Source organism: Niallia circulans (assembly GCF_007273535.1).
Taxonomy (GTDB): domain Bacteria; phylum Bacillota; class Bacilli; order Bacillales; family Cytobacillaceae; genus Niallia; species Niallia circulans_B.
On the sequence record NZ_CM017506.1, the window covers coordinates 16856 to 39223 of the forward strand.

The following is a 22368-nucleotide window of genomic DNA, read 5'->3' on the forward strand; positions in this document are numbered from 1 at the left end:
GTTTGTGAATATCTACACTTAAACAATAGGGGGCTTTAGTAAAAAAAGATGTTTCAATATAAGAGTTTTTTCAGTGTAAATTAACACTTAAATTAAATGAAAAATAACTCCTAAAGTGATAAGCTTGATTTTATCATAACTTCATTTGTTTTAACAGGGTTTTACCCTGATTGAACATTTTGTGCAAATTAACAAATACTATTATTAACTTCTGGTATTATGAATACATCTAACATTTATACAAGGAGTTGTAAAACTTTATTAAGAAAAGGTTAATCAGATTCTTTTAATTTATATATGGGGAAAAGAGAAGGGGAAACTAGATGATAAATCAGAATAATGATAATTTTAATTGGAAAAAACTTTATTTTTCAAAAAATAGTTTTTTAAATACGATACTTTGTTTAGCTTTTTGTTTTGCAATATTATCATCTATATTTTTAAATGATTTTTCATGGTCAGGATTTTTCACTCTTTTATTTATTTTAGTAATTTTGCTCCTAATATCACCAATAAATGATTACGGACACAGAATGTTAGTTGGTAAAGAAGATGTGGATCTTTCCGTATACCCAACATCAACATATGATATAAAAAAATTAAAAGAGGAATTAGAAAGATTAGAAAAATTAAATTTAGGTAAAGGATATCGAAGAGTAATGAATATCAATGAAAAGTTAGTTTATAGCTTTTCTATAGGTGTATTTGGAGTTGGTTTGTTTATAGTAGCATTAAAGCTTATAAATGGAGAATTTACTGATTTAGTAAATTGGCTTTCAATTACGGCCTTTGGTATGGCTCTATATCCTATGATGGAAACAGCTGCGAAAAATAGATTGGCTGGAAAAATTAATGAAATTCATTCAAGACTCAATGACATTAAAGATAGACAGAATGAAAATAAATTAAATAAAATCCTACATACTCTTGAAAAGTTAAAAAATCAAAATTAAAGATTAAAATTGCAGTACAAAAAAGACAAAGGGTTCATGAAGCCCTTTGTCTTTTTATTCTTTGTCTTTAACTAAATTAAAGATCGCTGTAATAAGAACAACTACGAAAGTCATTCCTTCGAATACTACAGATATCACTGAAGTTACATCCTTCATGTGATTACCCCCTTTATTTTTTTTAGGGAGTAAAAGGCCTTTTACTACAATTTTTAAATCATTTCCTTAATTCCGAGCATCTTTTAAATATAATTTTTAAGTTTTTATAGTTTTAAGTTTTATAGTTTTAAGTTTTATGGTTTTAAGTTTTTATAGTTTTAAGTTTTTAAGTTTTTATAGTTTTAAGTTTTTATGGTTTTATGGTTTTAAGTTTTTAAGTTTTTATGGCTCTTAAAAGTTATTGAATATATCTCAATATGTTGTGTCTAAATTAATTATATACGATAAAAACCTAAATTTCTATAATTTTCTTTTTAATCAAAAACCAAGTGTTCATTTGATGTTTACAGTTCAAGACTGTTGGTTTGTTCAAGTTATACGGCTTTATTTTGTACAATTAAAAATTCGTATGAATTACAAAAACTTATTGGTCCAAAAATCATTAGTTTTATGATAAATAAACTCCTGAAACGGCATTTAAATAACGTATAATGGGAATAACAGTGAATAAAATTTTGATATAGTTTATTAAATAACTAGATCTTTTCAATGACACTGAAATGTTGTTTAAAAGGGGAATATTAGACATGAATGAAATTCAGGGATATCAAGAAAAGATATTAATATTTTTTGATATATTGGGATTTAAAAATTTAGTTTTAAATGATTATAAAGACGAACCAGATAAAATATCGAAAATACTATCTACTATGCATTTAATGTCAAGTGGTACTTACTCTTCAGAAGTAATTTTCTTTTCTGATTCAGTTGTCAATATTATAGATTCTAAACCTCGCTTTAAAACTCAAAATTTCTCTTATTATTTAGACGCAATAATGAGTGACATTTCAAATATTCAATATACAATGTTAAATACATATGGAGTATTGATTAGAGGTTCAATCGTTCTCGGAGATATTATTTTTAATAAAGAAATAAATCAGTTATTTGGACCAGCTTTAATTAAGGCATATGAATTAGAATCCGAAATCAGCATATATCCTAGGTTCATAGTAGAGACAAATTTAATTAAAAAATTAGGAAAAGACATAAATAGAACGAAGGTCACTAGAGATTTTGATGGCCATTATTATGTTGATCTGTTTAAGTGGCTTATTACAATAGAAGAAGATAAAGCGTACCTACATAAATTAAAACTTAACTTAGAAGAAAAAATTAATACTATAAATTCATCAAAAAAGCCGAATTTAAGTGTTTTAAGCAAGTACCATTGGTTTTTGGGTAAAATCACAGCTGCAGAACAGATGGAATCTAAAAGCATTAAAGATTAAAATAAGAAAAAACTGAACAGCTTTTTTTGGCGGTTCAGTTTTTTTAATTCACTTGAAGTAGTATTAGTTTCTTAAATAATTACAGCTAATCTTCCTGATCGTCAAAATCTATTTCCATTTCCTCTATTCTCAATTCCAAATAATCTTTTATTTCGTCAAGGACACTTGGGATATCTCTTATTATAGGAATTTCTAATTGTAAGTTTTGAGTATAGAATTCCTTATACGCATTTTTTTGCCTTTCCTTTATAGCTCTTTTGGGGATTAAATACCTATCAATACTAGCTTCTAAATTACTCAGTAATTCTGGAGAATACAGAATCAGATGATAATTTTGAAACCAAAAGCGTTCATCGTCATTATTTTTTAATATATTAATTTCTTCTTCCACAAATAGTTCATCACTAAGATAGTACGAAATCAATAATTGATTATTTGACTTCAGGACAGCTTCTTTTGTATTAATCAATATATCTGTAAAATCAAGGGTTTTTATTGCATAGTAATAATATAATTGCTCTTCATTAAATAATTTTTGTAATGCTTGTTTATATCTTACTTTTAAAAATTTCTTCAAATTTTGATTTTCAAAGCTACTCATATTACTAAATTTATCAATAGAATATAATAGGGACTCAGGAGATAAGCTTAGTAGAAAGCAAAGTTGGTGATAATCGTATTCCTTAACCTGAAATGTTTCTAAGTCTAACTCTCTAAAATATTTGGTTTTAAAAAAGTTATTGATAAAGACTATCTTAAGTTTTTCATCATCCAAATTAGAAATCCTAAATACAAGTTGATTTATAAAATATAATTTATTATCTTCGCTTTCCCTATTGTATCTAACATTGCAATGAGCAATAATTTTTTTCCAATACCTTGCAACCAAGTTGTAATTATTAAAAGTTTCATATGTCCATATTTCTTCTTTATTATCATTTCTTTCAAGTTCATATTTTTCTAACACCTTATCAAAAATAATAATTACCTTATCAGCATCACTCTTATTACAAAAGAAATAGAAATCGTCAGAAAAGTATGAGAACTCACATTCAATACCTGCTCTGGTAATTTTAGATTGAATATCATTACTTATATTTTTTAAGTTAGACTCTGCGAAGTACAATGATAAATAATTCCCCATTATTAAGCCATTTGTTTTTCCAAGATTCATATTAGAAAGATAACGTTCGTCGTGTGCTTCATAGTCTATTAGGTGTGTGTATATTCTTCCGTAATATTCCTTTATATCCATTTTTATTAGTTGATCATATATACATAATCTATTAAAATCTTCTTCTAAATGCCTTTCATACTCACCTGATAAAAAATCTCCAGTCTCTATGTTTGCTGATAATCTTTTATGAGAAGGGTCCATATCTTGAATAGAGCCAAAAGATGATATGTCTTTAAAATGTTCATATGCAGCCACAAAATTTAATATATTAGGCATTTTTAGTGTCCTATGTTTATTCTTTTTCTTCACTCTAAAATTAACGGGTTCTGCCCACGATAAATTTTTGATATCAAAATTAGATATATCCTCTGGAAATTTCATACTGTCAATATCAAGAAAGTTCTTCACAGGATTTTTAAAGTTGTATAGATTATTAAGTATCATACTTTTACCTCGCTTCAAAAAGCTTTTTTAACTTCACTTCGAAAATCATTCTTTCAAGTAGTTACTAATTACTTCCCTAATAATCGCAACATCTTCAATAGTCTTATACTCATCCAAAAGGTATTTTAACTCTTGTTTTAATGCAGCCTTTTTAATTGGATTAGACTGCAGCGATTTTTCAAATTGACTAAGCGCATCCCTGAAGATTTTGGCTCTTCCTTTTTTGAATCCATATTCTTCAGCAACTTCATCTAACTTATTAAAAACATCAATATCTGATTTAAAATCTAAATTCTCCTGTTCTTGATTTCTCATTGAAGGGAAATTATTAGAAGGAATATATCCTTCCATAATGAAGGAAGACAGTTCATATGATAACTCTCTATCCTCAATCAACGAAGATAACCTTTTCTTTGTACCTGTCGGAACTTTAAAAGTTTGTCTACCGTACTCACTTTTTTGTATCGGATTATTTCTATATAATTCCACTAAATTCTTCATTATATCTCTCATTATGGCAGAGCGACTTAAATTATAATCTTTTAGTTTTGCTTGCTTAACTAGTAAATCCAACTTATTAATTTCATCGTCCGCCATCCAATATGGCTGTACTACTTTTTCACTTTCAAAATCTGCTTGTAGATCACTGAGTATCTCAGGAAGTTCGTACTCATTAAGTAAATAACTTTTAAGTATTTTTTTACTTTTATGGGTCGGAAGAAGTTTTTTAAACTCTTCCAAGGTTACTGCTGTTATGTTAAAGGAGTATTGTTTCAACTAAATTCAACCTTTACTATTTAATATATAAATTACCGTCTGTTTGTTCATAAATATCTTTTTTGGAGTATCTGATATCAGCAGCATTAAAAACTATTTCCCTTTCTTGTGATTCTAATTCTGTAAATACCTCAGCAAACTGAAGGATTACACCATTATCAAAAAAAGTAACTGAAGCTTTTACTAAAATCAATTCTGCTTTAGAAAACGAGACTTCCTTAACCATCTTTTCATAATCAAATCCTTTACCCCATTGAATATAGGGTTGTATCTTGTTTTTAAGTTCATTGCTGCTGGACATAATATAAGCAATAGATAATAATTTATTATTCCCATTGAGATTAGAAGGCATTTGCTTTTTAATTTCAAAAAAACGTTTCTGATGTTCCATACTCGTAAACTTCATTTAAATCCCTCCAACTTTTATTTTATTAGTCGTTTAATAAGACACATTTATAACATCAATACATTAAAATATTTGTAAAAAAAGGCTCCTAATTAGGAGCAAATTAAACAATCAATCAAAAGAAAAAACGAAAAAGTTTTTATCTTTTGTTCCTCCCTGAGATTATAACATAACCAATAACCCATTAAAAAATTTTTTCATAATTAAAAACAGTATTTTTATAAATATTGTATTTCTGGTAGCACTAATAAAGGCGTGTCACTATTCTTCGCTAGGTCATTTAGTTTTAACTTACGAATACTATAAGATGAGTTAGGATAGTACTGTTTAAATATTTCTACAGCACTTTTAATAGAAGTTGAATGTATAATAATTTTCATATAATTTGTACGCAATATATAATACTTTAACAATCTAATTTATACTCCTTTGTTTCTAATAATGAATAAATATTTTTATCCAACCAAAGAATGAAATCCATAATACCAAGCTTAATAATGTTTCATAAAATACACCTTGCAAGAAATTTCCATCATTACTTTTTTTGGTGTCATATTTCTCTTATTTGAGAATCGCGTACTTTTCTTCACGCTCGTAACCTACTAATATAAACTTTTCTTGTAGAACTCTATACATCTGAATCATCTCCTAAATTATTATTTAATTATTTAAACCGCTAAAAATTGTCAATAGAATTTGTTTGCAAACCACCATTTTTATTAAGTGTTAATTTCCCTGTAGATCAAGTTGATTGAAGTATAGAAAGGAGGGAAGGAAAGGATTCCCTTCCCTCCTTATTTTTTAAATATATCCCTTAGTTCTTAATGAGATATATTTTTGGGGATTTTGTGTAACTATTAAGCTATCAAGGAGTTCTATTCCTAATAGGGCGCCAGCTTCTTGAAGTCTTAAGGTTACTTGGATATCCTCATTTGATGGCTCTGGATTATAAGAAGGATGATTATGTGCAACCATAATTGATGCTCCGTTATTTAAAATAGCTGCTTTAAATATTTCTCTTGGATGTGCGATGCTGGCATTAATACTACCTACATGACATCTATGAACTGCGTTCACTTGGTTTTTAGTATTTAAAACCATTACTAAGAAAACTTCTCTATCCTCGTCTCCTATGTATTCTGTCGCAATCGCAGCAGCATCATCTGGAGATGTAATTATCTTTCTTTCTAATTCACTCTCCGTTACAACTTGCTTAATCCTTACGATTTCTTTTACCAGTTCTAAGTTATGTGCCATTCTGCGCTCTCCTTTTTCTTTTGAGTGATTGTTTACTCTATTGAGCATATATTAGATTTGCTCTTTTTTTGTTGTTTTCCTTACCTCCTTTATAATACAATTATAACATTTATACATTATAAAAGCAAAGAAAAACTAGTAAAATATGAGTATTTGTATACATTTTTTTATAACTATTATTTAAATGAATTTTCCTTTTCCCTTTAATAAGGCTTTTAAGTTTGTCTTTTAGTATTAATCCATAAGTTCATTAATTCATCTATTTCCTGACTTATTTTAATTGTTTGTTTATGAGTTAAGCCCTTTTCCAATCCTATCCTTATCATTTCTTTTCTTTTACTTTCAATTTCTATTGTGAAATCCTTTAACAATTGACCATCACCTCAATAATTACTATTTTCCATAATATGAGTTTTTGCTAAAAAAATCAAAATTTCCCATATGTCGTAATCTAATAACAACATAATCATTATGGTTTGATTTATGAATTCTTTTTCATATCCGATCTTCCGATCAATTAACTGTATTAGCTCACCAATCGTAAACCGAAACTCTTTCTTTTGAGCTTTAATTACTACTAGTTGATGCCTTTTAAGTTTCTTTTTTTCAATAGCCAATCGAAAAACTAAATTCATTTTGCCACTCCTCCCTTAATACAATTATAACATAAATACATTATAAAATTATATATATTTTGATTTATTTATAACGTTTTTACATTATAAAAAGATATTGTTTTAATTTAATAGAGATTAAATCCTAATATATTTAAATTTTTATGTTAAAATTAATTTATTCTCATGTTTCGTCGCATGAGAATAAGTCAATTTGACTTTATAAAATCCTCTAAAAGCCGTTCTAATGGAGACATTAAATCGGTTTTTTTTTAATGATATTTAATTACTGGAGAGAAAAAATGAAAAATGTAATTTATACAGATGGTTTCCCTACATTTCCCCTTTATACCTATACAATTTCTAGACTTCGCTTTCTAATGGAGGATGAAAACATGTTCTTTGATTTAATTTCATTCTCTGAAGATATAACCGATTTAAATGAGGAAAATAAGCTTATAACTACAAGTCAAGTTGTGGAAGCAGATTCAAGAGAAAGGATGCTTTCTACATTAAGCAAAGAGGCTATTCAGATTTTTAAAGAGGAAAGAACATTTAAAAAAGTATATCAAGTAGACAAAGAGTGCTTTTATAATTTACTTACAGAATATAAGGATAATTTAATTGCGGTGGAAAAAAGTGTGATAGAAAGGGCTATGAAAAAGGGCTGATATCATATTTCCCTTTAATAAATGTTTTAAAATTTGTTTTACTTGTCCATAATGATAAAAGGTGAATGGGAACAAAATATTATTATCTGGATGAGTTAGCGCGCAACTCGGATATTCTTACTCTCCTTCGAGTACAAAGGATGAATATTGAAAGTAATAATAAATTGTTTTCTCCAAACACAAATATCAGATGCCCTGTTCGAACAATGGCAAAAGAAACAATACCTAAAGTGTGTGCCTTTAAGTTGCTGGTAAGATAGGTACTCTTATATAGAACTTTAGCATTAAAGGAAGTTGTTGCCCTAAAGCATATCTATTAGGGCTATTTGTGCTTTATTTAAGCCTATCTAACCAAGTTGTAATGGACTCTTTAATGTTAACTGTATTATCTTTAACATCTTCTACAATCGTATCAATTAAATCAAACCATGAAGTTTCCTTACTATATGGATTGCTCTTCTTAACAAATGATTGCACTTGTTTTAATTCCTTCAATCTCATTTTATCTAAAGTGCCACGTAAAAAGGTTCTCATATAAGAATTTAATAGTTCTGTATTTCTTATACTCGCTTCCAATAATAGTGCGGTTGCCTTCGAGGGAGTTACATCTAATGCACCTGATAAGTATTTTATTTTCTCATATGTATCTTGGTTAAATCTTGTGGTAATGCGCTCATTTTTTCCTGATTGTGATTTCTTCTGAAGAGATTCCCTTCCTGGATCTCCAATAAAAATGGTATTTACAAAATGATAATCTCTTCTGAAGTATTGAGAAAGATACTCTAAAACTTTTCTAGATTCCAATCCTTTTTCACAAATTATTTCAACTACATCTTTAACAGGTGTATTTGTAATATAAGAAAGTCGATAGACACAATTTTTCAGTTCAGCAGATATTGTTGGCTTAACATCTCTTTTTTTATCTGAACGTACTTTTCTAATTTTATCTTTTACTACTTCTACTTTCTTCATATTTATCAGTCCATTTCTTATTTTTAGTTTAGGACACTGTCCTAGTGTCCTTAAGATATTTATATATATATGGGGGATGGGGAAGACGTATGACCAAAACGATATTTTTTATATTCTTTTTACTAGTTCATTAAATGTTCCACAATTGATTATTTATTACATTTATTGTTATAATTTCATTAGTATAATTAACAGAAATTTCTTACAAAAGAGGTGGAATTATGACTTTAAATCCTCGCTTTAAAATTTCTATCCAGTATAATGAAGGTCAAGAAGAATGGGTAGAAATCATGAAACAACAGTTCAAAGATCGCTTAATCCAAGGAAAAAATGACTATTTCGCAATCATCGAAGAAGAAAAAGAAAACATGGAAGTTAGTTTTATACCTGGGAAATATGTAAGCCAAAAAGAGTTTGTAGAAAGCTTTGAAAAAAACGTAATAGAGCCAGCAAGAAAAGTTGCTGGATTAAAGCAGGTATGATAATTACCTGTTTTTTGTTGTACATTTAATCTCTAAAAAGTTCTTATCAAACTTCTTTATAAGAATATAAAATTAAAATTTATGAATGCGTAAAATTTTAATTTTATATTAACATTTTAAGATTAAGTATATTCTCAGCTGGTGTTTTGCTCTCGTTCTTGAAATGGGAGGACCGAAGGGACGCAGCAGGTCAAAGAACGATCAAAACCTTAAACGTGGTTGGGATGGGAGGAATGGAGGGGTGTGATATGATAATAAATCACACCTCGGAGAGACGCACCAGGTCATACCACGTTAAGCAGCGGCGCTGGAGCAAATTCAGGCCACACCAACACGACAAAAAAGACAAGCTCTACACTTGCCTTTTCATTATGATTAACCACCTATATTCAATTAACAATCCTATAAATTTTTCTACAATCTTTACATTCAAATTCCTTTATATCCAGCTGAAGAAGTCCTTTGTTTCCGCACTCACAGCCTTTCGTTTCCAGTTCATCTTTAGTCATAGTGAATATCCATTGCTGTACTGTAACGCAATATTCATCGGCTTCTAATGCTTTAATTGCTTTATCAAGTGAAAACTCATTAAAATTAAATGATGGGTCATGATGGTGGATAGATTTCTTAGCTAACTCGATTAGTTTGTTAGCATTTAGATATGTCCATACCATTTTGCTTTGTTCATCTTGTAGCGTGTAATAAATCAAATCAACATTAATTGAGCCACAATCCGTACATTTATCTTCCATTAACTCATTTAAAGAAGCCCTACAAATCTTACAGTAATGAGAATAAAATTGTTTATCCAATGGAGATATATTCATTCGTCAAGCCCTCCTATTTACCTTTGTAACCGTCATAAGGTCTTTTTAACTCTCCAGCATCTTCTACTATTTTTAACATTTCCATTACTTCATCAAGGTCTATATCTCCCCATGAGCCGTAACGGATACAATCACCTGATATAGTTTTGTCTAAATGGTTCACATAAACAGTAAGCTCATGAGTAGATAAAGGTCTTCTACCTACAATGAAATATCTATCTATATCGTACCTTTTTCCTTCATACATACCGTTCACCAATTCATAAGTAATGCTTTGAATTTTCATATAAATACTCCTCCAGATGTTTCAAGGTTTTAGGGTTTGAATGTTTTTTCTTTTCCCCTGTTCATCTGTAACGGAAGCGAAGGAGGATTGGAAGGCAAGGGAAAAAGCGAAAAAAATTTTATTTCCGCAATATATAGTCGAGTTTTGAATTCGTTCTTGGGATGGGAGGACTGAAGGGACGCACCAGGTCAAAGAACGACCAAAACCTTAACGTGGTTGAGATGGGAGGAACGGAAAGGTGTGATATGCTTTTTCATCACACCTTGAAAGAGACGCACCAGGTCAAACCACGATAAGAGCGGTGTTTAACTAGAAATAAAAATTTTTTCGCTCCCTTGCCTGGAATGACGACTGAGCTATAGTGAGGATGAACAGGGGCCAATAGTTGGTTTTAAGGGGGGTGGGTGGGGAATTTAAATAAGAAGAAACGGGAAATGGCTGCCTTTTAGCCATTTCTCGTTTCTTCCTTTTTTTATTATTGATCTGTTTTATGATCTACCGAAAATCATTAAAATAAAATCCTTTCTTATAGACAGAAAGGATTTTATTTGGTCATTCGGATACTAATAATAGTCTGTATTCACTTATCATCTGTTCAAGATTTTCTCTGCCGTATGTCAAAGGATCTACTTTATTCATCAAGGTAGTACACAAGAAAGGGTCAAATATAGATACACCTTCTTCTTCATCGAATAGGGTAATTATATTAGCGTTACTTTGGTCGCCGTCTACTTTTTCTAGTTGGCAATAGTTATAATCGACAACCACCTGCAGATCTTGCAATAGGTCTGTAATGGAATATAGGTTTTTCATATGTACCACTCCTTTAGCGCTTTTTCTAACGAACTACGAAGTAAATCAGGTAATAAATCCATTGCCATAAGTTTAGGTTGGCTCTTTCCATCGTCTATCCAAAGTTCTTTGTAATCGAGTAAATACATGTAATTTTCATAATGGAGGGAATCACATTGTAACTCCCATTCTGGTATATCTAGATTGCCTTCAAAGATGAACAGCACTATAGAATCGTAATCAGGATTAATATGGACTGAATGTGAAATCTCCTGCATGTAAAGGTATTGTTTAGCTGAAGCGTATAGACTGTGTGGAACATGTGCTACTACCTGATTAGGTGCATAGGTAGCTACAAGACAGCCTTTTGATTGGAAATATTGTACTGTCATGCTAGTTTCCCTCCTTTACATTGGTATACACCTAGCTGATACTGGTGAGAGTTTGCATTGCGTTTTGGAACTAAGATAGCAATGTTGCCCTGAACAATATTTCGCTCTACTTGAGTAGCGTAGGATTTTGAGTTATGTTCCCACGCATAAAATGTGTATGTGTTTTCTTCCATTGTCTCTACTCCAGCTTTATTAGTGTAGAGTTTAATCGCTGGATAATAGCTTTTGATTTCATTTAGTTCTAATTCATATTCGTAACCAAATTCATCAATTAGGATAATGAAGTCATAATACTTGCTAATATGGTCTGCGTTGCCACTAATAACTTCCCCACTATTCATAGTCACTGTAATGTAAGTACCTTCATTGGCTAGTAAATAGGCTTGTTTTGAATTCATTATTTATGATTCTCCTTTTGTTATAAGATAAGATTTTCATTGTTAATGTATACTCATATACTTATATGCTTGCATACAAGTATATGAGTATACGAGTTAAGAAGCTAAAGGGCAATGGCCACAATTTTGTTTTTCACATTGAGCACACGGTATAATTTCAAATTTGCAATTAGGACAAATATGTTTTTTAAAAATCAATGGAAGTTCTACTTCAGCGCAACAATGAGGACACCATTCTGCCATCGTCTCAAGGATCTTTTCTTCAGCACCGCATTCAATCAGCATCCCATCTTCAATAGCAAAATCAATAATTTCATCTGTATTGTCATATGTATATGTGTCCAAAAATTCATTAATGGATTTGTATCCTAAACAAAGTACTATGTTTTCCATCCAGTCGTAAGGCACCTTATAAAAGGCGCTTACGACTCCTTCAAATTCTCCTTGTTTAATTTGTTTCAGCTTATTTATATATCCGTAAATAGTTATGTTATTGTTATTCATTAATTTCCCCCCGAATATCTACCACAAAATTCACATCGGCCATTGCTCCACAATCCATAGTGCATAATAAAAGGGTTGCCATTCCCCCACTCGATAATTGCTCCTTCATTTCCTTTCCCACAGTGTTTATAATCATTATCCTTATGCTGTTCTTCATATCTTCTTTGTCCAGCAATTAAATTTTGAGTTGCTTGTTCTCCATATTTTTGCAAACTTTCTTTTTCCCATTTGTACGGCATATCTAATTCCCCCAATAATTTATTTTAGGAAGGAAAGGATCTTCCTTTCCTTTAGTTTTGCAATTCTGTGATTTCTCCAATAAGCCAAGAAGTTTCTCTATTATCTTCAAATACTGCAGAAACTTGACCATTATAAGGGTCAAACTTAATCATAGTTTTAATTTTCATTTCCTTTTCAAAGCTTAAAAACTTAAAAATTCCATTATCATAGTGCCTAAACTCCAGTCCCTCAAAATTAAAGATTTTACTGTTTTCCACATGAACTTTTACATTTTTTATTATTTGATTTTGTAAGTTTTTAAGAATCATTTGATTTTGCTCCTTTGAATTTCATTTTTCTTTTGTCTTCCGTATGGAAGGCTGTTCCCTAAATGGGAATTATTTTTCCCGTTTTGACATGGAGTATGAATTGATCGCATAGGGAATGGGTCAAGGGTTAAAGACAGAAAGTTTTTCGTTCCGATTTTGCCCTTAAACGAAAAAGTTTTTGTCCCCTTGACCTATTTCCTCGGCCACTTAGGCTGCAGCAGGGAAGGTTCGGGTGCCCTGCCTGTTGCAGCCTTAGTGGCCTTGCGAATCAATACCATACTGAAGGCAAAAGGGGAAAAATGACTCAAATAAAAAAGCAGGCGTTAGCCTGCTATCCTTTGGTTTTACGTTTCTTTATGTTTTGATGGTTTTCGGCTCGTGCGGTGCGGCCTGAAAGGCAAAAAGATCTGGAACCTACGGAATGTAGGCGCAAGCCGTACAGTCCGTGGTTAGCGAGCTTTTTAGTGCCGTAGCGACACCTACTACTGGTTAGCAGATGCGGACCAAAGGGAGGCAGCTGGTTATCCAGTAGTCAGTGCTGCCGCCCAAATAAAGCACTTATTCTAATAATCTTTCTATATCTGCTGTTAAGTAGAAGAAGGGAGAAAAGCAATCTTCCTGGATAATAGATAAGAAATGCTTCATATGAATCTCAAGATCTTTTAATACCTGTCCATTTAAAGAATTGCCTTCTAGTGTGATTTTAATAAAAAGAGCATCTGAATAAAGATCATCCAGGATGTTATCTTTATACAGGCTGCTAAGAAGATGATCTTCTTTCCTCCTGCTTATCTCATGCAATAGTTCATTGATTGATTGTAAAGTATTTTTCATTTTGGTAAACCTCCATATTTTTTTAGTGTTCAATAGTACAACTTGCAATAATTAGGATATTGGGACATTCATTAAAGGATAAAATTGCCTTCGTTAACTTATAAGCAGTTAAATCGAAAAAGTTAAGTACCTAATAAAATTAATTACCTAATATAAGCCGATACTTTTAAAAATAAATCCCTAATCTTCAGAAAAACTTTTTTATCCACCTAATAGTCCCAACAATGCTTATAAAGCTACAGTTGTATACACTTCTACAATTAGAGAGAAAAAGTAAAACTGTGACATAACCTTGTTACAATGTAGTTATAGTGAAAGGAGATCAATTGTGGGTCATTTAAGCCGATAAAATTTTTAGATAGAAAAATATTGCGAATTACTTTTAATTTCTAACCCTTTCATCCTAATACATGCAAGTTGTTCTTGTTTCTGGACAAAGAAATCCTTCTAATATATAAGGTGAAATTAGTAGGCGAAAATTTAAACAATTTCTAAAGAAAAATAAAAAATCCTACTAATGGTACATAAGTTGAAAATAATTTTGCACAGCAATTAAAGATGTCCTACATACTTATTTAGCGAAGTAAAATTCAAATTGGGACATTTATTCGGCAAATAATATCGTTTGAAACTAAATTCGCACTTTATAAAAAGAAAAAGACACCAAAATAGAAAATAATTTGGTGTCTTCTCGTAACTATTTATAAAGTTATTTAATAAAAGGTAGATAAATAGAATATATTTTCGTATAAAAAAAGTCTTATGAGGACTACTCTCAAAGGCTTTTTGTATTTTTTTAGAGTAAATTCAAATCGAAAATCGTTAAAATTTGAGTAATTTTGTTGACTAAGAAATTCAAAGAGACTTTATTGACTCAAGTTCCAAAAAAGGGTTTAATAGGTTTTATAAATACTAGCTTAGAGTCTTCATACATAAGGGTTTTGTGAAATTCGAAATTGGGGGACTGATGTTAATTATTGAAAGTTTATCGACTGTTCAATGGTTGGAATTCATTAATTGTTAACTACTCTTCTCTTCCTTTTCTTTGGGAGGTGAGAACTTGAAAAATGATTTAATGAATGAATTATTAAACTCACTCATAGTGAACGAACTACCTGGTAGCATAGAACATATTGCTAATGGTTTTATTTCGGGGGCAATTGAGCCGACACTTTTAGGAGTGATTCGGTATGTTTTTAGCAACTGGTCGACTGTTTGGGTTTTAGTCTGTGCCCTTTATTGGACAATTCGTAAATTACAGCGCTCCAACGCTGAAATTAAGAAAAAATCCAAAAACACAGACAATGACAGCCCAAACGTGTAAATCAATTTTACAAAGTATTTTGGTATCGATGTTTGTTTTAAAGCGCATTCGCTCCAACGAATGTGCTTTTTTACTCTTAGTAGTCTTAGTTTAGATAATTATATATTATCTATATTAAGACTTCTTGCAAGTATTACCAAATATGTAAGTGGTAATACTGTTTAATCGTTTTTAAATAGTTTTCTTGAGTAAACTATATCAAACTTCCGTTGCCCTTTCAATGATTAGATTTCATAAGGAAAGTCCAATTCCATGTTGTTTAAGGTGCTTATGCTCACCTTTTTCATAGTTTTTCTTGATAAAATTACATTTAAGTATAGTTGTATTCATTTCAATCTAATATTGTTAAGATATACCAATTCATCATGATTAATAAGCTTTTTATATATTTAAATTCAACTTAAGGACGGATATTAATGAAAAGATTACATGAATTTATAGGTGATGAATATTCATTACTGTTAGACTTTCCTTTATACAACAAAATTCTAATTAATACAGAGTTCGAAATAGAAGATGAAAACGAAGCCATTTATGGTGGTGGTGAACTCATAGGTGTCTTTACCCTAACGCATTTTTTGGAAAATAGAGATTTCCAAGCACTGAAAAGTATTTTCTTAAATGAAGAAATCAATAACTTTCATTATTGTCCCTTCTGCGATAAATCAGTTCCGATTGTTTATAAAAGCCCAATAGAGATTCCTGAGGCAATCAGAAATCATATTTTAACATCTGATCATATTGACAGTTCGGAACTTCATGAGGCTAACGTAAATCACGCTGAAACTGTATTTGAAGAAAGATATAAAGCTGTTAGAGATTTATTGTTTGATAGAAATGGTATTTTAAATATTGAATTAAATTGTACTGCAAAAGAGCAGCATAAATTCAATATTATATTTGCACTAGATAAGAAAGGTTATTTAACTAAGATTGGCCAGAGTCCATCCATAAGGGAATTTGATAATTCTTCTAAAAGATATAAATCAATATTAAAAGGAAAACAGAACAAACAAATCATAAGAGAACTAAATACTTCAACTGGCTTAAAATCTCACGGCATAGGAATTGGTTCATTTGTTTATCTGCGTAGAATCTTTGAGCGTTTAATATACGGTCAATATGATATTCTTCTAACAGAAAATCCAACTGATAATAGTGAGGATTTCAAAAACTTACGTATGGCTGAAAAAATTGATTATCTTAAGGATTATTTACCTAAGTTCCTAGTAAATAATAAATCTCTATACAGTATATTAAGCAAGGGTATTCATGAACTTTCAGAACAAGAATGTTTGGAAAACTACGATACTGTATACGCTGCAATAATCTATATTTTGGAACAAAAACTTGAAATTGATGAAAAGAATAAAAGAGAACAAGAAATTCAAAAAAATATTCAAAGTATCCTAAACAAGAGTTAATATTATTTAAAATAAATAGCTAACAAAAAAGGATTGCAGCAGCAATCCTTTTTCTATTAAAGGGAAACATACAAGGTTAATTCTCCCTGTCTTGGAACTGACCTCATAATGAATTTATCGCTTTAAAAGAATATCATTATAATGAGGTGAATATTTTGTTTATTAGCCCAATGTTATTAGAGCGAATTACCGCAGTGGATTTACAAGCGGTTGACTATAAAAATAATCAAGATTACTATACAGAACTTAAATTAGATGGAATTAGGCTCCTACTTACAAAGTTTAGTGGGAAGATCCGTTTATATACTAGGCATGGGAATGAATGCACTTCAACTTTTCAGGAGCTGACTAAACTACCTATTCCAGATGGTACTATTTTAGATGGAGAAGTTATTGTAACAAAGGACGGAGTTCCTTGTTTTGAGTCTATTATGGAACGCTTTATGTCTTCTAAAAACAAAAATCCCATTCAGTATGGTGTTTTTGATATACTCTATTGCAATAATGTTGATATCATGAACCTTCCTTTATCAGAGAGGAAACAAATGCTAAAAAATATTTTAGCTAATGGAAATACAACCATATTTCCAGTTCCTTACTTAGAGGGAAGAGCGGAGGATTACTTCACTCAGGTAGTTGAGAATGATCTTGAGGGTATTGTTATTAAAAAGGCAGACAGCCGTTATAGTAAGAATAAGCGTTCTGATGCCTGGTTAAAAGTAATTAACTATAAATATGAACCAGTTTTTATAACCAAAATAAGAAAAGAAAAATTTGGAGCTGTTTTAACTTTTAAAGATGGAAGGTATGCAGGAGTTATGGAATTTGCATCTGGAGCGGAGCGATCTATACTTTATAAAAATATTGATAGGAGCAAAGATACTGATAATGATAAGTTTTACTCCTTAAAAAGCCCTATACCATGTATCGTTAAATATAGAAACCTAACTTCACAAGGATTATTAAGAATTCCTTCTTTCTATAGTTGGGGTGAGCACATTGCATCGTAGCAATGTGCTTTTTATTTAGTTAAATCCTTAGTGAAATAGTATTTAAGTAGCTTTTCAGTGTTGTTTCTTAAATTAGCATTGAAATACCGATGCTGCTCATGGTAACCCTTATAATAAAATTCGTACTCCGTAAAAACTCCATCATTGTTGCCAGGTACTGTTTTCATATTAAGCTTTCGCATTTTATCACGAACTACCTTTAGATCTTTCTGTACCTTGAGCATGGTAAACTCAATTAAATTTAAATAAACTCTTTTAATTTTAAAGGGCGCCTTTTGGGTTACTTTGCGATCATATTCCAGAACTGATAAAACAAGTGGCAAATAAATGGAATGCTCCAATATAACCCTGTGTTTTTCTATAATTTTTGTCATTACTCCACTCCCTGATAAAAAATAAGAAACTTATTGAGGCTTACTAAGAATAATATAACAGAACAAACGTTCTTTCTCAAGAAGTCGAAATATACACTATTTTATCGTGCGTTTTTAAATTACATTCCTTTCTTTGATTTCCACTTTTTAATCGTTAAGCTTAGGACACTGTCTAAATGTACTAAATATATTTTGGGCAGAGGGAGGATTGTTTAAAATATTCAGAATTTGTCCATACTTATACAAATGAAGTGGAGAGAGGAGATTAAGTATGAAAATGTCGAAAGAAGAGGCTCAGTTATTAGCTAAGAAAATGATAATGCGTAGCGAAAAAAAGTACGGAGGAATTACCCTAAAGAATAAAAAAGCATCCAGCAATAAATAAGAGGGTTTTATTTTATATATATTGCTAAGTATAATGATTTGAATATATTAATTTTAGAATCTATAATAAGATACATAATTAAGTGTGTCGCCACTTCCTGAGCGACTGATAAAAAGGAAGTCGTTACCCCTGTATAACGGCAAACAAAAAGGGGTCGGTAATCCTGATTCGGCATATAAATTTAGGACCTTGTAGAAAAAGTGTTAGGGATTATTCCCTAACACTTTTTTGTTTCATATACTGTTCTCAAGCTACAGGAGACTTCTCAAATAGCTCTATGTACTTTCCACCTTCTACTTCCCCATAAGCAATAGCAATCGTTTCTCGGGCTATTTTGGAGTCCTGAGTGAGATGATTTTCATTTTCCCATTCTCCGATGTTGTAGACAGGTTTTTCATCTGCTTCAATTTCATATAAATAATACTCTCTCAATTTATACACTCCTTGTTTATATATTATTAAAGGGATAACTCTAAATCTGGCTGATTTTTCTTCACGCTGCGGGGATGGATATCTCGATTATCAGGTATCCCATCACTATTTGTATCAGGATTGGTCGGATCACTACCTGTTCTGATTTCTTGAAGATCCGTAAGACCATCCTTATCAAGGTCTCTAGTTGATAAATCCTTTTGTATTTTTTCGTTTTCACCTATATCATCTTTTGTTGATATCATCTTACTTAAGTTAGACATAGCTATTTCTTTATCTGGTGTAAGAGCAGTCAATGCTTTTATATTTGTAAAACTTGGAACACCTACAAAATACATTGTTTTCTCTAATTGATCTGTAGGATCAACTAAATTTCTTTGAAATACATGAATCTTCCCTTTTCCATTACCAATCTTTTCAGCGCTTTGTAACGGTATATGCCCTTTCATTATTTCAAAAGCTATTTCTGCTTCTCCCCGACTTTCAAATGACACTCCAAGTTTTTTTAAACCTTCTATGCTGTTTAAAGAACTATCCTTGTATTCACCTTTAGCTATCGTATATGTATCTCCATATTTGATTAATGATAGCTGCTGTTCACCTTCTTCAACCGAAGTAGTATTACTATCTAAAACTGCTGGAACATTAAAGGAGATATTTCTTTCTATTATTACATCCTCGATTTTCTTTATAATACCTGCGCTTTCCTTTTGAATGTCTACCTGATAAGCAAGTAGCAGTTCCTCATCCTTACCTGAAGCCCATCCTTTTATATAAGCAAAGCTATAATCACTTGTATCCATACCGAAGCTCTTCGTTACTAAATAAGCAACACTTTCCGCCTGTACTTCTTTAGAGTCCTTGTCGTAACCTTTATATTTTCCTGTTTCATTATGAAATATAGAGTGAGCATATTCATGGATTAGTGTTTTATATTGATTTGTAATATCACGATGTTCATTGGCATTTATCACAATTTTATGTTCTAAGCGATTGTAATAACCATTACTAGTATCTGAATATTTATCATCTAATTCTATAGGAAGCTCTTTTTGTAATTCATTTACAACATGCTTATACGTTTTTTCTGCAAACTCACTTTCTTTTACGTTTTCAGGTACTAATGGATTAAGTGGTAATGGTACTCCTTTTGTATCGTTCACATCAAAAACATTAACCATCTTAAATCCTTTAAGAACAGTTTTTTCTACTTCCTTGTTTGTTTTTTTATCTATCTCTTTTTCTTTAACTTTAATCGGAGCATAAATTTGAATTGCCTTAGATCCTTTTACAACTTGCCTTCCAAACTTGTTCCAAGTTTTCATACCAGCAACCAAATGAGCATCAGGCTTTTGCAAGTAAATTAACATTTGATTTCGCACAGATCTTTTTGGAAACTTACTAGCAAAGTTTAAATATTGCATATAATCTTCAGGACTTGCAGCTGCATTTTTAACACCGTTCATTAACTTATCGTAATTCGCTTGTATCTCGGCTTGTCTTTCTTCATAAGATTTTCGTTTGAAATTACTTTTCGCCAACTAGTATCACTCCAATATTTATTCATTGAACCTATAGTGATGGGCCAGATCTATGAATATTTTTCTTCTTGGTTTTCTTAGATTTCAAGTCATCTTCAAATTGTTGTTTAGATGCAAAGTTTCTCTTTTCTAAAATACCTTGGAACAATCCACTCGTAACACCTGAAGGAATAAATGAAATTGAATTATCCGTGTTATAATTGTCAATTTCTTCGTTCATGCTCATATCCACGTCTTTAATAAGCAGGCTATTACTAATCTCATCTTCAGCAAATTTAGTCGGATCGATTTCTTTTAATTTTTTCGCTACATTTTTCGGTAATTCATTAATATTTCTTAAACACTCATCTTTAAAGAACATTAGGTAACGAGGATTATTCACTTGGAAGTTAGGGAACATGTTATTAATATTTTCAGCACTTCCAGATTCACCACTAGTCAATAACTTGATTAGTATTGTTTGCTCCTCAGTTGTATAGCGCTGTAGATTATGAATAGATTCTAATGTTATAGGTTTTTCATAATACTCTGTACCGACAACTAAAATTTCTTTCTCTTCGAGTGATAATTTTTCAACATTGACAGAAGGATACCACTTAATGATTTCCAAGTTATAAAAATCATTTATTAAGTCACGAGCTGTAAATAATTCTTTAGTATTATTCATAATAAGTTTCCACTTTTCAATCTCTTGTGGATGCTTTAATGCTGCTTCTTTTAATGATTTACCAAATTGACTTGGTGAAATATTTAATTGCTTTTCCAAAGTATTTCTAGAATGAATTAATTCTTCTAACTTGTTATTAATGGTTATAACAAATGCATATCTATTGTGGATTAAACTGTTGATTTCTGATAGTAATTTATCTGAAGTTACTTCATATTCAATTTCATCCAATTCATCGTCAGACAGTAACATTTTATTTTCAATTGTTCTTTCTACAATTGCAATTTTTTCATCTAGATTAAAACTATCGACATCCCATGTTGGGTAATATTGTTGTAAAAATCTTGTACTTTCAGAATTAAAGATTTCTTCAGCAGTGAAAATTAAATTTTCTTGTTTTTCAATCTTAGATAATTGGCTCAATTTCTTTTCATTATCTTTAGTAAATTGAATAGACTTTTTCCAACCTATGAGCTGTTCTTTTCTCTCGTTTATAGTTTTAAAGTTTACAAACATCTTTAATTCTTTTGCAATATCACTAAGATGCTTTTTTTCCATCGGAGAGAACTTTCTAACAAATTTATCTTGATAACTTAATTGTTCCTTTTTTGCTTTGAATTTCTGTAAATCTGAAATTGTTTTATTGTATTTTTTTACTTCTTTATTAAAGGAAACACGTTCAGATTTTTGTCCGTTTTTCTCCATTTTTCTTGCAACGTAACCTTCATGAATTGTTGGCATTTGCTCAATACCACGATCTTCATTTGAAAGGTGGGAAATAGTTTCTTTAACTCCATTTTCATTTAAATATTTATTCGCTTTATCAGCCCACATTTTTCTCCAAGAATTAAAAACATCTTTATTGTTCCAATCAGTAGTTTCAATTTTATTAAATGCTTTCTTTCCTTTTTTATCTAAAATGTGATTACCAGACTGATCAAACTTATATTCTCTTTTCGCTTTAATTCCCCAAGATCCATCTTCATTAAAAGGTCTAACTGTTAACATTACATGAAAGTGAGGATTATTTTTATCATCTCTATGTATCGCTATATCTGCAACCATTCCACGATCAACAAAAGCTGTTTGACAGAAATCTAAAGTCAATTTCTCTTGTTGTTCATTTGAAAGCTCAACTGGAAGAGCAACATTAAATTCTCTCGCAAATTGAGCATTGTAATTTTTCTCAATTTTATTAACTTCATTCCATAATCTTTCACGATTAGAAGTCCATTCAGGAGCATTTTTTGGTGAAAGAATATGAGTGACAGGCGCAACATCACGTTTATAGAAGAATTCCTGATTATCTATTTCATCAGTTAACCTTTCTCCCGAACGATATGCAGCAGCTGCTAAAGGACTTTTAGGTTTTCCAGTGTGTTTAGATATTCTGCTCATAATCTGTCCACTAAAATGATAAATAGCCATT

Annotated in this window: 27 protein-coding genes; 7 read left to right on the forward strand and 20 right to left on the reverse strand. The window is 30.7% G+C overall.

The window, feature by feature from the left end:
• The first annotated feature begins 323 nt into the window (after positions 1-323).
• Together CEQ21_RS00585 and CEQ21_RS00590 are read left to right on the forward strand one after the other, a co-directional pair.
• Complete coding sequence (locus CEQ21_RS00585; RefSeq protein ID WP_185762811.1) at positions 324-953, forward strand: hypothetical protein; 630 nt, start codon at positions 324-326, stop codon at positions 951-953.
• Between the two features lie 743 nt (positions 954-1696).
• Positions 1697-2401, forward strand: a complete 705-nt coding sequence (locus CEQ21_RS00590; protein ID WP_185762812.1) for a hypothetical protein — start codon at positions 1697-1699, stop codon at positions 2399-2401.
• 85 nt (positions 2402-2486) lie between these two features.
• Here the strand turns inward: CEQ21_RS00590 and CEQ21_RS00595 are convergent, their stop codons facing one another.
• From CEQ21_RS00595 to CEQ21_RS00620, 6 genes are all read right to left on the reverse strand, one after another.
• Positions 2487-4022, reverse strand: a complete 1536-nt coding sequence (locus CEQ21_RS00595) for an RNA-dependent RNA polymerase family protein (protein ID WP_185762813.1) — start codon at positions 4020-4022, stop codon at positions 2487-2489.
• Between the two features lie 45 nt (positions 4023-4067).
• Positions 4068-4799: a hypothetical protein gene (locus CEQ21_RS00600; RefSeq protein WP_185762814.1), complete on the reverse strand. Its 732-nt coding sequence runs from the start codon at positions 4797-4799 to the stop codon at positions 4068-4070.
• Between the two features lie 16 nt (positions 4800-4815).
• Positions 4816-5205: a hypothetical protein gene (locus CEQ21_RS00605; protein WP_185762815.1), complete on the reverse strand. Its 390-nt coding sequence runs from the start codon at positions 5203-5205 to the stop codon at positions 4816-4818.
• Positions 5206-6006: 801 nt separating this feature from the next.
• A complete protein-coding gene (locus tag CEQ21_RS00610) occupies positions 6007-6462 on the reverse strand; it encodes a JAB domain-containing protein (RefSeq protein ID WP_185762816.1) in 456 nt (151 codons plus the stop codon).
• Positions 6463-6677: 215 nt separating this feature from the next.
• Positions 6678-6833, reverse strand: coding sequence for an aspartyl-phosphate phosphatase Spo0E family protein (locus tag CEQ21_RS00615; RefSeq protein WP_235907128.1), 156 nt, complete (start codon positions 6831-6833; stop codon positions 6678-6680).
• A gap of 12 nt (positions 6834-6845) precedes the next feature.
• Positions 6846-7097: a hypothetical protein gene (locus CEQ21_RS00620; protein ID WP_185762817.1), complete on the reverse strand. Its 252-nt coding sequence runs from the start codon at positions 7095-7097 to the stop codon at positions 6846-6848.
• 374 nt (positions 7098-7471) lie between these two features.
• On the opposite strand from CEQ21_RS00620, the gene CEQ21_RS00625 reads away from it, so the two are divergent.
• Entirely contained in the window at positions 7472-7747 is a 276-nt protein-coding gene (locus CEQ21_RS00625; RefSeq protein WP_185762818.1) for a hypothetical protein, read from the forward strand.
• 333 nt (positions 7748-8080) lie between these two features.
• On the opposite strand, the gene CEQ21_RS00630 is transcribed toward CEQ21_RS00625, so the two are convergent.
• Positions 8081-8719, reverse strand: a complete 639-nt coding sequence (locus tag CEQ21_RS00630) for a hypothetical protein (protein WP_185762819.1) — start codon at positions 8717-8719, stop codon at positions 8081-8083.
• Between the two features lie 221 nt (positions 8720-8940).
• On the opposite strand from CEQ21_RS00630, the gene CEQ21_RS00635 reads away from it, so the two are divergent.
• Positions 8941-9201 carry a hypothetical protein gene (locus tag CEQ21_RS00635; protein WP_185762820.1) on the forward strand — a complete coding sequence of 87 codons (261 nt, stop codon included), beginning with the start codon at positions 8941-8943 and terminating at the stop codon, positions 9199-9201.
• A gap of 389 nt (positions 9202-9590) precedes the next feature.
• Here the strand turns inward: CEQ21_RS00635 and CEQ21_RS00640 are convergent, their stop codons facing one another.
• The 9 genes from CEQ21_RS00640 to CEQ21_RS00680 all read right to left on the reverse strand — a co-directional run bounded on the left by CEQ21_RS00640 (position 9591) and on the right by CEQ21_RS00680 (position 13782).
• Positions 9591-10028: a hypothetical protein gene (locus tag CEQ21_RS00640; protein WP_185762821.1), complete on the reverse strand. Its 438-nt coding sequence runs from the start codon at positions 10026-10028 to the stop codon at positions 9591-9593.
• Positions 10029-10041: 13 nt separating this feature from the next.
• The gene (locus CEQ21_RS00645) at positions 10042-10314 is read right to left on the reverse strand and encodes a hypothetical protein (RefSeq protein ID WP_185762822.1); all 273 of its coding nucleotides are present in this window, start codon (positions 10312-10314) and stop codon (positions 10042-10044) included.
• Between the two features lie 552 nt (positions 10315-10866).
• Positions 10867-11127 (reverse strand): hypothetical protein, encoded by a 261-nt coding sequence (locus tag CEQ21_RS00650; protein WP_185762823.1) that lies wholly within the window; start codon positions 11125-11127, stop codon positions 10867-10869.
• Positions 11124-11498 (reverse strand): hypothetical protein, encoded by a 375-nt coding sequence (locus CEQ21_RS00655; protein ID WP_185762824.1) that lies wholly within the window; start codon positions 11496-11498, stop codon positions 11124-11126. Before CEQ21_RS00655 ends, CEQ21_RS00650 begins: the two co-directional genes overlap by 4 nt.
• On the reverse strand, positions 11495-11896 hold the full coding sequence (locus tag CEQ21_RS00660) for a hypothetical protein (RefSeq protein ID WP_185762825.1): 402 nt from the start codon (positions 11894-11896) through the stop codon (positions 11495-11497). Before CEQ21_RS00660 ends, CEQ21_RS00655 begins: the two co-directional genes overlap by 4 nt.
• 96 nt (positions 11897-11992) lie before the next feature.
• Positions 11993-12400: a hypothetical protein gene (locus tag CEQ21_RS00665; protein ID WP_185762826.1), complete on the reverse strand. Its 408-nt coding sequence runs from the start codon at positions 12398-12400 to the stop codon at positions 11993-11995.
• Positions 12400-12639, reverse strand: a complete 240-nt coding sequence (locus tag CEQ21_RS00670; RefSeq protein WP_185762827.1) for a hypothetical protein — start codon at positions 12637-12639, stop codon at positions 12400-12402. Before CEQ21_RS00670 ends, CEQ21_RS00665 begins: the two co-directional genes overlap by 1 nt.
• A 51-nt stretch (positions 12640-12690) precedes the next feature.
• Positions 12691-12948, reverse strand: a complete 258-nt coding sequence (locus CEQ21_RS00675) for a hypothetical protein (RefSeq protein ID WP_185762828.1) — start codon at positions 12946-12948, stop codon at positions 12691-12693.
• 558 nt (positions 12949-13506) lie between these two features.
• The gene (locus CEQ21_RS00680; protein WP_185762829.1) at positions 13507-13782 is read right to left on the reverse strand and encodes a hypothetical protein; all 276 of its coding nucleotides are present in this window, start codon (positions 13780-13782) and stop codon (positions 13507-13509) included.
• A gap of 1060 nt (positions 13783-14842) precedes the next feature.
• On the opposite strand from CEQ21_RS00680, the gene CEQ21_RS00685 reads away from it, so the two are divergent.
• From CEQ21_RS00685 to CEQ21_RS00695, 3 genes are all read left to right on the forward strand, one after another.
• Complete coding sequence (locus CEQ21_RS00685) at positions 14843-15106, forward strand: hypothetical protein (protein ID WP_185762830.1); 264 nt, start codon at positions 14843-14845, stop codon at positions 15104-15106.
• A gap of 416 nt (positions 15107-15522) precedes the next feature.
• The gene (locus CEQ21_RS00690; protein WP_185762831.1) at positions 15523-16530 is read left to right on the forward strand and encodes a hypothetical protein; all 1008 of its coding nucleotides are present in this window, start codon (positions 15523-15525) and stop codon (positions 16528-16530) included.
• A 155-nt stretch (positions 16531-16685) separates the two neighbouring features.
• Positions 16686-17540, forward strand: coding sequence for an ATP-dependent DNA ligase (locus CEQ21_RS00695; protein WP_235907129.1), 855 nt, complete (start codon positions 16686-16688; stop codon positions 17538-17540).
• An 11-nt stretch (positions 17541-17551) separates the two neighbouring features.
• Here the strand turns inward: CEQ21_RS00695 and CEQ21_RS00700 are convergent, their stop codons facing one another.
• The 4 genes from CEQ21_RS00700 to mobQ form a co-directional block, all read right to left on the reverse strand.
• Positions 17552-17914, reverse strand: coding sequence for a YhjD family protein (locus CEQ21_RS00700; RefSeq protein ID WP_185762832.1), 363 nt, complete (start codon positions 17912-17914; stop codon positions 17552-17554).
• Positions 17915-18545: 631 nt separating this feature from the next.
• Positions 18546-18731 (reverse strand): hypothetical protein, encoded by a 186-nt coding sequence (locus tag CEQ21_RS00705; protein WP_185762833.1) that lies wholly within the window; start codon positions 18729-18731, stop codon positions 18546-18548.
• Between the two features lie 26 nt (positions 18732-18757).
• Positions 18758-20272: an ArdC-like ssDNA-binding domain-containing protein gene (locus CEQ21_RS00710; protein WP_185762834.1), complete on the reverse strand. Its 1515-nt coding sequence runs from the start codon at positions 20270-20272 to the stop codon at positions 18758-18760.
• Positions 20273-20303: 31 nt separating this feature from the next.
• A complete protein-coding gene (mobQ, locus tag CEQ21_RS00715) occupies positions 20304-22367 on the reverse strand; it encodes a MobQ family relaxase (protein WP_185762835.1) in 2064 nt (687 codons plus the stop codon).
• Position 22368 lies beyond the last annotated feature (1 nt).